The sequence below is a fragment of the Micromonospora acroterricola genome (assembly GCF_003172955.1).
Taxonomy (GTDB): Bacteria; Actinomycetota; Actinomycetes; order Mycobacteriales; family Micromonosporaceae; genus Micromonospora; species Micromonospora acroterricola.
The window spans coordinates 39,582-53,270 of record NZ_QGKR01000149.1 but is presented as its reverse complement, the minus strand read 5'-3'; the positions used below and the strand labels follow the sequence as shown (position 1 = coordinate 53,270).

Below are 13,689 nucleotides of genomic sequence, written 5' to 3'. Positions count from 1 at the left end.
CGCGACACCGGTCACCTCCCTCGGTGGCGGGAGCCGACTCCGTTCCGGGAGGGAGCTGACGCAGCCGTGGTCGCGCCGGCGCCGGGGGACGGGCGTCGCTGGCGTACGCCGACGGGCGGCGTACGCCGACGGGGTGTCGGTGTACGCCGCCCTCGGCCGGGCGGTGGCGGTGGGCCCCGCCGGCCATGCCCCTCAGCGACCCGTACGGTCGAGGGCGGCGACCTCGCGTACCGCCTCGGCGACGGCCGCGAAGTCCTTCTTCAGGATCGCACCGTGGTTGCTGGCGACCTTCGCGCTGATCCTGATGTTCGGGTTGCGGGCGGTCACCGCGTCGAGGCCGGCGCGGATCCGCTCCTGCTCATCACCCTTGCTTCCAAAGGACGTCCCCGAAGCGACCACATACCGCGCCGGGACGGTGATTCTGTCCAGCACGGGGCCCAGCTCGCGCTCCCGGGAGATCCTGCCGACCTCGATGTTGCTGTCCGCCTGCTGTTGGGCGGTCATCCGCGGGGTCAGGCCCGTCGGGCGCAGCAGCGGCATGAACCAGCCCATCCGCCGGAACATCTTCCGGATCCGCTGCTCCATGGCCTCGTCGAGCCAGTCGTACGGGAACGCGCCGTCGACCAGGACCGCGCCCAGGGTGCGGTCGGGATTCCGGCTGGCCCAGTGCGCCCCGACGAACGCCCCGTAGGACCAGCCCACCAGCAGCGCCCGGTCCACGCCCCTGGCCGCGAGGACGGCATCGACATCACGGACAGCGGCCTCGAAGGAATAGTCCGCCGAGGGCTTCGACTTCCTGCCGCGGGCCCGCTCGTCGTAGGTGATGTGCCGCCACCCCGTCCCCAGTTCGGCGATGACCCGCCGCCAGTATCCCTGGGTGGCGAACTGGCCATTGAGGTAGAGCACAGGGATACCGGAACCGCCGGTGTCGGTCACCGCCAGGGCCGTGTCGTCAACCGACACCATGCCGGTCCAGGCGGATTGTTCGATGCTCATGGTTTCCCTTTCCCGGGGGCTGAGGTGGATCAGGAGCGGTGGACGGTGATGTCGCCGTAGGACTCGTGCAACCGCGATGGTCGGGTTCGTCGCGACGGGTGCTCGTTCAGAGGCTGCGGGCGTCGATGTCGCCGTGGGCGGTGGTCGCGTGGATGGTCAGGTCGGCGGCGCCGTCGGCGTTCTTGAGTGCGTTGTGGATCCGGCCGAGGGTGGTGCCGGCGTCCAGGGAGGCGGACACTCCGGCGGCGGCGCCGACCGACACGTCGCCCATCTGGGTGCGCAGCACGAGCGTCCCGCGCACGGCCTCGGCGATGCGGATGTCGCCCTTCGCGGTGCTGATCTCCGCGGGGCCGTTGAGGCGGCCGATCGAGACGTCACCGGCGGCGGTGGTGAGGCGGACGCTCGCGGCCTCGTCGATCTTGATCGCGCCGTGCGCGCCGTCGAAGGCGACGTCGCCGAACCGTCCGACGGCCCGGAACTCGGCGCTGGCCGCCTTCACCGTCACCCGGGAACCGACGGGCATCTGGACCGTCACCTCGACAGATCCGGAGCTTCCGAGGATCTGGTTCTTCGCCGAGGTCCGGATCCGCAGGACGCCGTCGCCGTACTCGACCGTGGTGCGCTCCGCCACCTTCACGTCGCGGCCCTTGGAGGCGTCCGCGGGCAGGACCTCGACCATGGTGTCGGCCCGGTCGGCGGCGATGAACTGGACGCGCCCCGCGGGGATGTCCAGGACGGCGGAGATCGGGGTGGGGGTGTCGAACTTCTGCATCGTGCTCTCCTCGCTGCGCTTGTTTCTGATAGCCGAAACGCTACGTTGCGTTCCACAATCCGGCAACGAGTCTGTTGCTTGAAACAGGTGTAACTGCAGGTAACCCGCCCATAATCGTTGCAACGGCTCCGTTTCTAACGCAACGTCAACAGCACGGTCGTTGCATTGGATGGCGAGTGAACGCTATGCTGGAGGTGCCAGGGAAGCGTGAAGGGAGATCGCGGTGCCGGGAGGCAGACTCACCCAGCAGGAACGCCAGCAGATCGCGCTGGGGGTGGCCGACGGGCTCGCCTACGCCGAGATCGCCCGGCGTCTGGACCGCCCCACCTCGACCATCACCCGTGAGGTGATGCGCAACGGCGGCCCCACCGCGTACCGCGCCGACCTGGCCCATCGCGCCACCGAACGCCGCGCCCACCGGCGCAGGCAGACCGCCCCCCGCACGTCGCAGGCGTCGTCGCAGGCCCACGGACGCGACGCCGAGGCCGTGCGCGAGTACGAGGAGACGTTCACGACGCTCCTGATGCAACAGGGCCTGCCCACGATGATGTCCCGGGTGCTGACCTGCCTCTTCACCGTCGACGCCGGCAGCCTCACCGCATCCGAACTCGTTCAGCGCCTCCAGGTCAGCCCGGCGTCGATTTCCAAAGCGGTCGCGTTCCTCGAAAGTCAGGGCCTCGTCCGCCGGGAACGCGACGAACGGCGCCGCGAGCGCTACCTCGTCGACGACGACGTCTGGTACCAGTCGATGATCGCCGCCGCCCGAGCCAACGCCCAGCTCGCCCAGACCGCCCGGCAGGGTGTCGGGATCCTCGGCCCCGACACCCCGGCCGCCGCCCGCCTGGAGAACATCGCCCGCTTCGTCGACTTCGTCGGCGAAAGCATCACCCGCGCCGCGGAGCAGGCCCGCGAGATCCTCCACACGAAACCCGACACGACCTCGGGCGGCACGGCCACGCCACGCTCGGATCACGGATAGACGGCTGCAGCCGGTGGCGCCCTCGCCGGGGTCCGTCAACCCGATCCGGATGCCGATCGAATCGAGTCGCTCCACGGCGGACAGGCGGACCGGTCGGGCGGGTAGCGCGGATTCTCCGGCTTCTATACCGTGGCACGGTCGCGGGCGGCTGCTTCCCCGACAGGGCGGTCCGTGACCACATTTCGTGTACGCAGTCGGAACGGGGGGTCGTCGTGACCATGGACTCGCAGGCCGGCCGGCCTGAGGCTGGCGAGGTCGACGTGCAGCAGAAGATCGACACGTCGGTGCCGCATTCGGCGCGGATCTGGAACTACTGGCTCGGCGGCAAGGACAACTTCGCGGTCGACCGCGAGGCCGGCGACCAGTACCGGCAGGTCTTCCCCGGCGTCGTCGACGTCGCCCGTGCTTCCCGGCAGTTCCTGGTCCGCTCGATCACGTTCCTCGCCGGCGAGGCGGGCGTCCGCCAGTTCCTCGACGTCGGCACGGGGCTGCCGACGGCCAACAACACCCATGAGGTGGCGCAGCGGATCGTGCCGGACGCGCGGATCGTCTACGTCGACAGCGACCCGCTGGTGCTGGTCCACGCCCGTGCGCTGCTGGTCAGCACGGCCGAGGGTCAGACCGCCTACATCGACGCGGATTTGCGCGACCCGGCCGCGGTCATCGCCGAGGCCGGCAGGACGCTGGACTTCCAGCAGCCGATCGGGCTCATCCTCAGCGGCGTCATGGGCCACGTGCCCGACTACGAGACGGCCCGGTCGCTCACGCGGCAGCTGCTGGCGCCGCTGCCCACGGGCAGTTACCTCTCGCTCAACGACGGCACCAGCCTGATCAGCCCCGAGATGCAACAGGCGCAGGACGACTACAACGACACCGGGGCGGCGCCGTACACGCTGCGCTCGCCCGAGCAGATCGCCGGATTCTTCGAGGGCCTGGAAGTGGTGGAGCCGGGCGTCGTACCGTGCCCGCAATGGCGGCCCGACGACGCGGTCGACACCCCCGCCGACATCGACGCCTTCGGCGGGGTGGGCCGCAAGCACTGACACTAGACGACGCCGGACAGATACTCTCCGCGTCGCTGCGGTTCGAACTTCTCGATCGCGTACCGCAGCATGACCCGCGGCATGACCCGGTAATGCCGGGCCAGGAACTCCTCCTCCGCCGCTCTGTCACGGTTGCCCACCTCGCGCAGCATCCAGCCCACCGCCTTGTGGACCAGGTCGTGCGGGTCGCGCAGGAGCTGTTCGCTGAGGCGGAAGGTCCAGTGGAAGTCACCTGCCCTGATGAAGGCGAACGTCGCCATGATGGCGATGCGCCGCTCCCACACCACGCCCGACGCGGCCAACCGGTCCAGGACGCCGCGGTCCCTGTCCATCAGCCAGGGCCCGACGATGTACGGCGCGGAGGAGTCCACCAGGTCCCAGTTGTTGATGCGGTCGGTGTTGGCCAGGATGATGCGGAAGATCCGGCCCCGTTCCTCCTCGTCCGCCCCGGTGAACTTCCGCACCAGGATGAACAGCGAGGTCAGCCTCTCCTCGTGCACGCTGCTGGTCAGCAGCTTCGTCGTCTCGGCCAGGGACAGGTCCCGCCAGTGCCGGGCGGCCACCCTGCGCTGGTCCGGCACGGAGACACCGATGGTTCGGTCGCCCTCGCCGTACCCGCCGGGAACCATCTGCAGAAACCGGCTCGATCCCTCGGCCCGCCGCGGATCGGCGAGGCTGGCGAGGTCGTGACGGACGTCGGCGGTCGTGGCCATGACTGTGCAACCTACCGCGACTGTCGGTGTCGACGGTGCTGCGGCGGAGCTGCTGGCTGATTCAGCACCCGTGCCGTCCCGCCCGCATGCGACGGAGCACACCGGGTACGCCGTCGGCGGCCTTCCCGCCAGCGGAGTGGCCGGGTTCGACCGCTTCCAGCGCAGTGGAGGAGCACCGACATGCACATCGCGGGGCGGCCACGACTCGCACCGGGGCCATCCCTGGTGCTGCTCGCGTCGATTCTCGTGTCGTTCCTGGCCGCGTCGGCGGCCCCGACCCCGCTCTACGGGATCTACCAGGAGCGCTGGCACTTCTCGCCGGTCACGACCACCGTGGTGTTCGCCGTCTACGCCCTCGCGGTGCTGGCGTCGCTGCTCACGTTCGGCAAATTGTCCGATCATGTCGGTCGGCGTCCGGTCCTGGCCGTCGCGATCGCGGTGCAGATGGTCTCGCTGATCGTCTTCGTCTTCGCCAACGGCGTACCCACGCTGCTGGCCGCCCGCCTCGTGCAGGGGCTCGCGGCCGGTGCCGCCACCGGCGCCGTCGGTGCCGCCATGCTCGACATCGACCGCGCCCGCGGCACGCTCGCGAACTCGATCGCCCCGGGCATCGGGACCGGCAGCGGCGCCCTGCTCTCGGCGCTGCTCATCCAGTTCCTGCCCGCGCCGACACGGCTGGTGTACGTCGTCCTTCTCGTGATCCTGCTGATCCAGGCCGTCGGGGTCGCGCTGATGCCGGAGACGGTCACACCGATGGCGGGCGCGCGGCGCAGCCTGCGTCCGGACATCAAGCTGCCCCGCTCCGTGCGCGAGCCGGTACTGGTCGTCGTCCCGGTGCTGTTCGCGGTCTGGGCGTTGGCCGGCTTCTTCGGGGCGCTCGGCCCGGCGCTCGTGCGCAGCCTCATGAACACGTCGATCGTGGTCGGCGGTCTCGTCCTCTTCGTGTTCGCCCTCTTCGGGTCCATCGCCGTCCTGCTGATGCGCAACACCGCCGCGAAGACCGTGATCCTGACCGGGATCGTCGCTCTCATCCTGGGCATGCTCGTCACGCTGGTGTCGGTCATGGCCCAGTCCGTCCCCGGGTTCTTCGTCGGCCTCGCGCTCGGCGGCGTCGGCTTCGGCGGCGGTTTCCAGGGCAGCCTCAAGACGATCATGCCGCTTGTCGAGGCGCACGAACGCGCCAGCGTGCTCTCCCTGCTCTATCTCGTCTGCTACGTCGGCTTCGGCCTCCCCACGGTGATCGCCGGCTTCCTCGTGGTCTACGCCGGCGGCCTGCCCCGGACCGCCGACGAGTACTCCGTCGCCGTCATCCTCCTCGCGCTCGTGGCCCTGCTCGGGTTGCGCAGGGCCACGAGGATGGCCCCCGGCTGATGCGGGGAACGAGGAACCCAACCGGGACCCAACCAGTAGCGTGGTGATCGGACGGCGCTCGGGGGAGCGGTGGCGTGCGGGCCGCTCCGGTGGGTTCGGCCGCGTCGCGGCCCGCCGCCGAGGAATTCCACGAGTACGCCGGCAAGCGCGTCAGCCGTACTCAATCCAGGGAGGCCGCGATGAGCCCGAAGGACGCCCAGGGCGACGCGAGTCGGATGTCGAGTCCCGAGAGCCTCGACGTGAAGCTCGAGGTGATCGTCGTTCCGGTGTCGGATGTCGACCGGGCCAAGGAGTTCTACGCACGCCTCGGGTGGCGGCTCGACCGGACACCGCCTGGCGTGGTCCAGTTCACGCCGCACGGCTCCGGCTGTTCCGTGCAGTTCGGCCCGGAACTGACGTCGGCGGCGCCCGGTTCGGCCATGGCGTACCTGATCGTGTCCGACGTCGAGGAGGCCCGCGACACCCTGGTCTCCGCCGGCGTCGAGGTGGGCGACATCTTCCACGCCGGCCCGGACGGGCCGGTCGACGGGCTGGACCCCGAGCGGCGCAGCTACTTCTCGCGCGCGGTGTTCCGCGACCCGGACGGCAACACCTGGCTGATGCAGGAGATCACGACCCGGCTTCCCGGGCGCATCGAGGGCGGCCTGACGTCCTTCGGCTCCGCGAGCGACCTCGCGAGCGCGCTGCGACGCGCGGCCGACGCCCACGGCGAGCACGAGAAGCGCACCGGCGCGAGCGACCCGAACTGGCCCGACTGGTACGCGACGTACATGGTGAGCGAGCAGTCGGGGGCTAAGCCGCCCGAGTGAGCCTGCCGGCCCGAGGCGCTCGACCTTGTCGGGGAGGTGCCAGACCTCCGGCACGGTAGTCCACCAGTCACCGCCGTCATGGTCGTCGCCGACGTGCTCGTCGTGGCCGAACAGCAGGTCCTCCGCTGGCCGCCGGGACGTTACCGACCCCGGAGGGCTCGCGTTTGCCTCCCCATCGCGGGGGTAGGGAGACCAGTGCTTCGGACGGTGCCGGGGCGATTGTCCGGAGCGCGCTGGTGCAGGAGGCAGGAATGCGAGCAATGGTCTACCGCGGCCCGTACCGGGTGCGCGTGGAGGAGAAGGACCGTCCCGCCATCGAGCATCCCAACGACGCGATCGTGCGGGTGACGCGCGCCGCGATCTGCGGGTCGGACCTGCACCTCTACCACGGGATGATGCCCGACACCCGGGTCGGGATGACCTTCGGTCACGAGTTCATCGGCGTGGTCGACGAGGTGGGCCCGTCGGTGCGGAACGTCAAGCCGGGCGACCGGGTGATGGTTCCCTTCAACGTGTACTGCGGGTCGTGCTTCTTCTGCGCCCGGGGGCTGTTCAGCAACTGCCACAACGTCAACCCCAACGCCACGGCCGTGGGCGGGATCTACGGCTACTCGCACACCTGCGGCGGCTACGACGGCGGCCAGGCCGAGTTCGTCCGGGTGCCGTTCGCCGACGTCGGCCCGAGCCCGATTCCCGAGTGGATGGACGACGACGACGCCGTCATGCTCACCGACGCGCTCGCCACCGGCTACTTCGGCGCGCAGCTCGGCGACATCGTCGAAGGTGACGTGGTCGTGGTCTTCGGGGCCGGACCGGTCGGTCTGTACGCCGCGAAGTCGGCCTGGCTGATGGGTGCCGGCCGGGTCATCGTCATCGACCACCTCGACTACCGGCTGGAGAAGGCGGCGTCGTTCGCCCACGCCGAGACCTACAACTTCGCGGAGTACGACGACATCGTCGTCCACATGAAGAAGATCACCGACCACCTGGGCGCCGACGTGGCCATCGACGCCGTCGGGGCGGAGGCGGACGGCAACTTCCTCCAGCACGTCACCGCCGCGAAGCTGAAGCTGCAGGGCGGCTCTCCGGTCGCGCTCAACTGGGCGATCGACTCGGTACGCAAGGGCGGCACGATCTCGGTGATGGGCGCGTACGGGCCGATGTTCAGCGCCGTCAAGTTCGGCGACGCGCTGAACAAGGGGCTGACCCTGCGGATGAACCAGTGCCCGGTGAAGCGGCAGTGGCCGCGCCTGTTCGAGCACATTCGCAACGGCTACCTCAAGCCCAGTGACATCGTGACCCACCGGATCCCGCTGGAGCACATCGCCGAGGCCTACCACATCTTCTCCGCCAAGCTCGACGGCTGCATCAAGCCGATCATCGTCCCGAACGCCGCCTGACCGACCGGGAGCCCGACCATGCCCTACACACCGGACAAGCCGAAACTGGCCGAATCCAGCGACGAGCTGCGTGCCCGGATCCCCGGGTGGGGCGTCGACCTCGACCCCGAGGACCGCCCCTCGGTGCCGAAGGAGCGGTTCGACCCGAACCTCAACGGCGCGCACTGGGAGTTCCCGGAGCGGCAGCCCGAGAAGTGGCCGCGGGAGATGTCGATCGAGCACAAGTTCCTCACCCCGGTCTTCGGCACCTCGTGCCCGCCCAAGGGACTCTCCGGGGTGATCCGCCGGTACTCCTACCGCACGTACAGCGAGGGCCGGGCGGCCCACTGGCTGCTCCTGCTCGCGGCGGACCGGGTGGACGCGGTGGAGAGCACTCTCCGCTCGTTCGCGTCCCGCCACCCCGACAACCCGATCACCGAGACCGGCGTTCTGAGCGAGTTCACCCACCACGGCCTCTCCTCGCGCCTGCGCGGCAAGCGGGCGGACCGTGTGCACCACCCGCTCGACCCGATCATCGTGGCCGCGCCCTGGGTGCTGGCCGGAGGGGTCGCCTACCTGGCTCTCAAGCGGGTCGTCTCGAGGAACCGCTAGCCGTGGACGACTCCCGTGGCGCGGCCTCGCTGCGGCCCCGACACGGATGCGCCGCTGAGCGGACCGGCCGGTAACGCCCTATCCTGTTCGAGGATCGCCCAGGTCAGATGTCCGCACCGGGCGGAGGCGCCGTCCGGTGGGTGTTCGCCGGCCGGTTGCGCCGCAAGCCCGTGGTGTCCGCTGGAGGAGGGCCATGGCAGCCAGCCTGTCGTCGCTTCGTGGTCGGGACCCGGGCTCCTCGTCGGAGGCGGGGCCACGGTCGGTGGTCCGGGTGGCGGTCGTCGGGGCGCCGGGCCTGCTGCGCGGTGTCCTGGTGTCGGTGCTGGACGCGGCTGCCGACTTCGCGGTGGTGGGAGAGGTCGACCCGTCCGGGGACGTGTCGGGCCTGGCCGGTGACCGGGCGGCCGACCTGGTGCTGGCCGATCTCGACGTGCTCGACGACCTGCCGGCGTTGATGGCACGTCTGCGCGTCGACGCGCCGGGCTGTGTCGTCGTCCTGCTGACCGGCCGGCGTACCCCGCGGATGCTGCGCCGGGCGCTCCGTGATCGGGTGCGTGGCGTCATCGCGAAGGACGTGCCACCGTCCGACCTGCTCTGTCAGTTGCGGGCGGTCGCCCGGGGGCAACGCCGGATCGACCCGCTCGCGGCGCTGGCCGCCATCGAGGCGTCGGTCAACCCGCTGACCGATCGCGAACGCGAGGTCGCCGCGGCGGCGGCGCGGGGACTGCGGTCGAAGGAGATCGCCGAGGCGCTCTTCCTGGCCCCTGGCACCGTTCGCAACCACATGTCGACCCTCCTGCGCAAGACCGGTGCCCGCAATCGTTGGGAGGCGGTCCGCCGGGCGCAGGACGCCGGCTGGATCTGAGGTCGCCAGACTGTGACCGGCCTGTTGCAAAGCGACGCACTGTCCTAGGATCCCTAACTGCGTGTGCTTCCACGCGTACACATTGTCAGCGGACGGGGGTCCACGATGGGGGGATCGGGATGGTCCGAACAGTGCTCGCCCTACAGGGCGAGCTGGTCCGGGGTGCCCTCGCCCACTACCTCCGCACCGAGGCCGGCATCGACGTCGTGGGGGAGACGGACACGCCGGACGGCTTCTGGGCGGCCGTGCGGGCCGAGCGTCCGGACGTCGCCGTGCTCGACGTGCGGATCCTGCCGACCGACGAGCTGTGCCGGCTGACCCCCGACCTCGCGTCCCTGCGGGACGACGGCGCTCGCCTGCTGATGCTGGTCGAGCCGCGCCGGGCGGCCCGGCTGAGCCCGCTGATCGCCGAGCACGGCCGCCACGTCGGTCTCCTCGGCCGGGATGTCGCGCCGGGCCGGATCGCCGACGGCGTCCGTGACCTCGCCGCCGGGGAGGTCGTCCTCGATCCCGACCTGGTGGTGGCCGCGCTCGACGGGCACGACAACCCGTTGACCCCGCGCGAGCGGGAGGTGCTGGACATCGTGGCCGAGGGCCATCCGGTGCGGGAGATCGCACGGAAGCTGGCCCTGTCGGCGGGGACGGTGCGCAACCACCTGTCGCGCATCATGGCCAAGACGGGTGCGCGGACCCGTCTGGACGCCGTCCGGATCGCACGGGAGTCGGGCTGGATCTGACCCGCTCCGGGCCGTCTGTCCAATACCCGACAAGCTCACGGTAGGTGGCGGAGCGTTCCAGCAGCCCCTCGTGGTCGTCCAGCAGCGCGCTGGCGCCGTCCAGCAGCAGCACCCGGCGGGCGCGCAGCGCCGAGCTGACCCGGTGCGCGATCACCACCAGGGTCCCCGGCCGCTCGGCGAAGGCCCGCTCCAGGCGCGCCTCGGTCGGCGGGTCCAGGTGACAGGTCGCCTCGTCGAGGATCACCAGCCGGGCCGGCGACAGCCAGGCCCGCAGCAGGGCGACCTGCTGCCGCTCACCGGCGGAGAGATCCGCCGGGCGCAGGGTCGCGTCGTAGCCGCCGAGCCGCCGCACCAGCCCGCCCAGGCCCAGCCGGGCCACCGCCCGCTCCAGCACCTCCTGCGGTACGTCGGGGCGCAGGTACGCCAGGTTGTCCCGCACGGGCGCGGTGAAGACGTACGCCTCCTGCGGGATGAGCACCCGCCGCCGGGCCAGCTCGGCCGGGCTCGCGCCGGCAACCGGCAGGCCACCGAGGTGGACCCGCCCGGCCTGCGGGTGCAGGATGCCGGCGACCAGGTTGGCCAGTGTGGACTTGCCGATCCCGCTGGCGCCGACGATCGCGAGGTGGTCGCCGTCGGGTACGTCGAGGTCGAAGCCGTCGAGCACCGGTGCCGCGCACGGCCCGTACCGGAAGGTGACACCCCGCAGCGACAGGGCCGGCGTGGCGGTGCTCGCGCGCGGCGCGGTCACCGTGGCGACCGGGCGTTCGTGAACGGCGTCGAGGTGGGCGCTGGTGCGCAGCAGCCGGTCGAGGGTGACGGCGAAGCGCAGCCCACCGGCGGCCACCCCCTGCACCAGCGTGTGCAGCGCCGGCTGCACCCCGCGCACCACGTAGATCAGCGCGCCCAGCACCGCCCCCGGGCCGAGGCCCTGCTCGACCAGCCAGCGGGCGGAGAGCAGCACCGCCAGCACCGGCAGCCACCCGCCGACGGCCAGGCTCAGGGCCCGGGTGGCGGCCATGGTGGCCAGCCGGCGCTCCACCCGCGCCTGGGCGTCCACCTGCTCGCCGACCCAGTCGGCCGTCCGGTCCCGGGCGCCGCTGGCGACGACGTCGCGGTGCCCGGACACGGCGGTCACCGCGACCCGACCCAGCCGTTCGTCGGCCAGCACGTACTGCCGCTGCCGCGCGACCATCGCCGGTAGCGCCACGACGAACAGGCCCAGCCCGGCGAGCACCGGCACGGCCACCACCAACGCGACCGGCGCGGCCAGCGAGACCAGACCGATCAGGGCGGCGCCCGCGGCGAACAGGAACCCGCGGATCACCATCAGCAGGCCCGCCCAGGTGTCCCGGACCAGCTCCACCTGATGGGTCAGCCGGGCCACCACGGCGTCGTCGGCGCGGCCGCCGGCGGCCGTCGCCTGCCCGACCGCGGCGGCGACCACCCGGTGCAGCAGCTCGTCGCGGAACGGCTCGACGACGTCCCCGAGCAGCGCGTAGGCACGGGCGGTGCCGTACGCGCCGACCAGCACGGCCCCGCCCAGCAGGGCCAGCCAGAGCAGCCCGGCCAGGGGCCGGCCCGCCAGGAAGCCGTCGTCCACCGCCCGTGCGGTCAGCAGGCCCGCGGCCGCCGCCGGCAGCGACTCGGCCACCGACCACCCGGCCAGCCGCCACAGCGCCGCCCGCCGGCCCCGCAGCGCCGCCCGCACCACCGCGCCGACCGTGGTCACGACCGGAACACCGCCCGGTACGCCGGGTCGGCCCACAGCAGCAGGTGCGGACCGACCGCGCGCACCCGCCCGCCGTCCAGCCACACGACCAGGTCCGCCGCGGCGGCGGTCGGCACGCGGTAGCCGACCACCACCCGGGTACGCCGGTCCGCCGCGGCGGTCAACGCCTGGCCGACCCGGTAGGCGGTGACGGTGTCCAGGCTGGACAGGGCGTCGTCGAGGATGAGCAGGCGGTCGGCGCGCATCGCGCGGGCCAGACCGAGGCGCTGCCGCTCCCCACCCGACATCGCGACGTCGGCCAACTCGGTGTCGTAGCGGACGGGCAACCGCTCGACGAAGTCGTGGATGGCCGCCGCCCGTGCCGTCGGCACCGGGTCCCGGCCGTGCCCGACGGCCTCGCGGACCGTCGCACCGACCAGCACCGGCCGTTCGAACCCGTAGCCCACCGCGGTGTGCAGAGCCGTGTGCGTCAGCTCGGGCAGTGGCACCCCGTCCAGGCGTACCTCGCCCTCGTCGGGGTCGCGCAGCCGGCCCGCCACGGCCGCCAGCAGGGACTTGCCGGACCCGGACGGGCCGACCACGGCGAGCAGTGCCCCACCGGGGACGTGCAGGTCGACCCGGTCGAGCAGGGGCCGTCCGTCGTCGGACCGCACGGTGACCCCGCACAGCCGCAGCTCGCCCGGCCCCGCCGGCAGCGCCCGGGTGCCGTAGCGGCGGACCGGCTCGCCGAGCACGTCGGTCGCCCGGCGACAGCCGGCCCGTGCCCGGACCAGCTTGTTCAGCGTGCTGACCACGGTGCCCAGCCCCGCACCGAGGGCCGCGTACTGCACGGCGGCCAGCAGTTCACCCGGGGTGAGCCGGCCGGCGGCGAGTGCGAGCCCGCCCACCGCCACCACGGCGAGCTGGAGCAGGGGGCTGACCACGGCGCCGCGGGCGGCCGCGCGGGCCAGCACCGACCAGGTTCGCGCGCCGTGTTCGCGCAGCGCGTCGACCGGCGCCAGGATCCGGTCCACCTCCCGGTCGGCGGTGCCGGCGGCGGCGATGGTCCGCGCCCCGGCCAGGGCCTCGACCAGCCGTCCGGCGAGCAGCCCCTGCGCCTGCTGGTAGCCGGCGACCGCGGCCGAGGCGTCGGCGACGAAGGTCCGCAGCAGCACCCCCAGGATCACCAGCCCGGCGACGAAGGTGAGGCCGAGCCACGGGTCGATGAGGGTGAGCGCCACCAGGCTGCCCAGCGGCGGCACCGTGGCGGTGACGGCCAGCACGGCCGTCGGGGCCGCCTGCCCCGCGTCGGCCACCTGTCCCACCAGCCGGCCCACCAGCTCGCCGACCGGGTGTCGGGCCGCGCGCCGGGGGTCCAGGGCGAAGACGTGCCGCACGAGCAGGTGGCGCAGGCTGGCGGTGGACCGGGCGGCGGCGACGCCGGTGCCGTAGTCGCGCAGCGCGCCGGTGACCACGATGACCGCGACGAGCCCGGCGACCACGGGGAGCCAGCCGTACGGCCCGGACGTCGGGGCGGAGCCGACCGCGGCGTCGACGGCGCGGCCGAGGACGGCCGGCAGCGCAAGCTCGGCGGCGACCCCGGCCAGCGTGACGACCAGCAGCGCCGGCGTCCACCAGCCGGCGGCGCGGACGGCCCGCAGCAGGAGCCGGTCGGCTGGCGTCATCCACCCCTCCCATGAGCGCG

At 72.3% G+C, this 13,689-nt stretch carries 13 protein-coding genes; 8 read left to right on the top strand and 5 right to left on the bottom strand.

The window, feature by feature from the left end; genetic code table 11:
• Positions 1–192 precede the first annotated feature (192 nt).
• Complete coding sequence (locus DKT68_RS07855) at positions 193–996, bottom strand: alpha/beta fold hydrolase (RefSeq protein WP_109816744.1); 804 nt, start codon at positions 994–996, stop codon at positions 193–195.
• A 106-nt stretch (positions 997–1,102) separates the two neighbouring features.
• Positions 1,103–1,768: a DUF4097 family beta strand repeat-containing protein gene (locus DKT68_RS07850; protein WP_109816743.1), complete on the bottom strand. Its 666-nt coding sequence runs from the start codon at positions 1,766–1,768 to the stop codon at positions 1,103–1,105.
• A gap of 223 nt (positions 1,769–1,991) precedes the next feature.
• Between DKT68_RS07850 and DKT68_RS07845 the strand changes: the two genes are divergently transcribed.
• Both DKT68_RS07845 and DKT68_RS07840 read left to right on the top strand, forming a co-directional pair.
• Positions 1,992–2,747, top strand: coding sequence for a helix-turn-helix domain-containing protein (locus tag DKT68_RS07845; RefSeq protein WP_109816742.1), 756 nt, complete (start codon positions 1,992–1,994; stop codon positions 2,745–2,747).
• Positions 2,748–2,965: 218 nt separating this feature from the next.
• On the top strand, positions 2,966–3,790 hold the full coding sequence (locus DKT68_RS07840; RefSeq protein ID WP_109816814.1) for an SAM-dependent methyltransferase: 825 nt from the start codon (positions 2,966–2,968) through the stop codon (positions 3,788–3,790).
• A 2-nt stretch (positions 3,791–3,792) separates the two neighbouring features.
• On the opposite strand, the gene DKT68_RS07835 is transcribed toward DKT68_RS07840, so the two are convergent.
• Positions 3,793–4,503: a DNA alkylation repair protein gene (locus DKT68_RS07835; RefSeq protein WP_109816741.1), complete on the bottom strand. Its 711-nt coding sequence runs from the start codon at positions 4,501–4,503 to the stop codon at positions 3,793–3,795.
• Positions 4,504–4,683: 180 nt separating this feature from the next.
• On the opposite strand from DKT68_RS07835, the gene DKT68_RS07830 reads away from it, so the two are divergent.
• The 6 genes from DKT68_RS07830 (at position 4,684) to DKT68_RS07805 (ending at position 10,276) form a co-directional block, all read left to right on the top strand.
• A complete protein-coding gene (locus tag DKT68_RS07830; RefSeq protein WP_109816740.1) occupies positions 4,684–5,874 on the top strand; it encodes an MFS transporter in 1,191 nt (396 codons plus the stop codon).
• Between the two features lie 179 nt (positions 5,875–6,053).
• Positions 6,054–6,683 carry a VOC family protein gene (locus DKT68_RS07825; protein ID WP_109816813.1) on the top strand — a complete coding sequence of 210 codons (630 nt, stop codon included), beginning with the start codon at positions 6,054–6,056 and terminating at the stop codon, positions 6,681–6,683.
• A gap of 251 nt (positions 6,684–6,934) precedes the next feature.
• Complete coding sequence (locus DKT68_RS07820) at positions 6,935–8,083, top strand: zinc-dependent alcohol dehydrogenase (protein ID WP_109816739.1); 1,149 nt, start codon at positions 6,935–6,937, stop codon at positions 8,081–8,083.
• 18 nt (positions 8,084–8,101) lie between these two features.
• A complete protein-coding gene (locus DKT68_RS07815; protein ID WP_109816738.1) occupies positions 8,102–8,674 on the top strand; it encodes a hypothetical protein in 573 nt (190 codons plus the stop codon).
• Positions 8,675–8,867: 193 nt separating this feature from the next.
• Positions 8,868–9,539, top strand: a complete 672-nt coding sequence (locus DKT68_RS07810) for a response regulator transcription factor (protein ID WP_109816737.1) — start codon at positions 8,868–8,870, stop codon at positions 9,537–9,539.
• A 119-nt stretch (positions 9,540–9,658) separates the two neighbouring features.
• Positions 9,659–10,276: a response regulator transcription factor gene (locus tag DKT68_RS07805; protein ID WP_109816736.1), complete on the top strand. Its 618-nt coding sequence runs from the start codon at positions 9,659–9,661 to the stop codon at positions 10,274–10,276.
• Here DKT68_RS07805 and DKT68_RS32365 read toward each other — a convergent pair.
• Positions 10,206–12,005, bottom strand: a complete 1,800-nt coding sequence (locus tag DKT68_RS32365) for an ATP-binding cassette domain-containing protein (RefSeq protein WP_109816812.1) — start codon at positions 12,003–12,005, stop codon at positions 10,206–10,208. The genes DKT68_RS07805 and DKT68_RS32365 overlap by 71 nt on opposite strands.
• Entirely contained in the window at positions 12,002–13,669 is a 1,668-nt protein-coding gene (locus DKT68_RS07795) for an ABC transporter ATP-binding protein (protein ID WP_109816735.1), read from the bottom strand. Before DKT68_RS07795 ends, DKT68_RS32365 begins: the two co-directional genes overlap by 4 nt.
• Positions 13,670–13,689 lie beyond the last annotated feature (20 nt).

Excerpts from the sequence above, each read along its gene's own strand:
- DKT68_RS07815 (WP_109816738.1), top strand. The coding sequence starts at position 8,102 with ATGCCCTACACACCGGACAAGCCGAAACTGGCCGAATCCAGCGACGAG.
- DKT68_RS07825 (WP_109816813.1), top strand. The coding sequence starts at position 6,054 with ATGAGCCCGAAGGACGCCCAGGGCGACGCGAGTCGGATGTCGAGTCCC.
- DKT68_RS07850 (WP_109816743.1), bottom strand. The coding sequence starts at position 1,768 with ATGCAGAAGTTCGACACCCCCACCCCGATCTCCGCCGTCCTGGACATC.
- DKT68_RS07805 (WP_109816736.1), top strand. The coding sequence starts at position 9,659 with ATGGTCCGAACAGTGCTCGCCCTACAGGGCGAGCTGGTCCGGGGTGCC.
- DKT68_RS07795 (WP_109816735.1), bottom strand. The coding sequence starts at position 13,669 with ATGACGCCAGCCGACCGGCTCCTGCTGCGGGCCGTCCGCGCCGCCGGC.
- DKT68_RS07855 (WP_109816744.1), bottom strand. The coding sequence starts at position 996 with ATGAGCATCGAACAATCCGCCTGGACCGGCATGGTGTCGGTTGACGAC.
- DKT68_RS07830 (WP_109816740.1), top strand. The coding sequence starts at position 4,684 with ATGCACATCGCGGGGCGGCCACGACTCGCACCGGGGCCATCCCTGGTG.
- DKT68_RS07840 (WP_109816814.1), top strand. The coding sequence starts at position 2,966 with ATGGACTCGCAGGCCGGCCGGCCTGAGGCTGGCGAGGTCGACGTGCAG.
- DKT68_RS07820 (WP_109816739.1), top strand. The coding sequence starts at position 6,935 with ATGCGAGCAATGGTCTACCGCGGCCCGTACCGGGTGCGCGTGGAGGAG.
- DKT68_RS07835 (WP_109816741.1), bottom strand. The coding sequence starts at position 4,503 with ATGGCCACGACCGCCGACGTCCGTCACGACCTCGCCAGCCTCGCCGAT.
- DKT68_RS07810 (WP_109816737.1), top strand. The coding sequence starts at position 8,868 with ATGGCAGCCAGCCTGTCGTCGCTTCGTGGTCGGGACCCGGGCTCCTCG.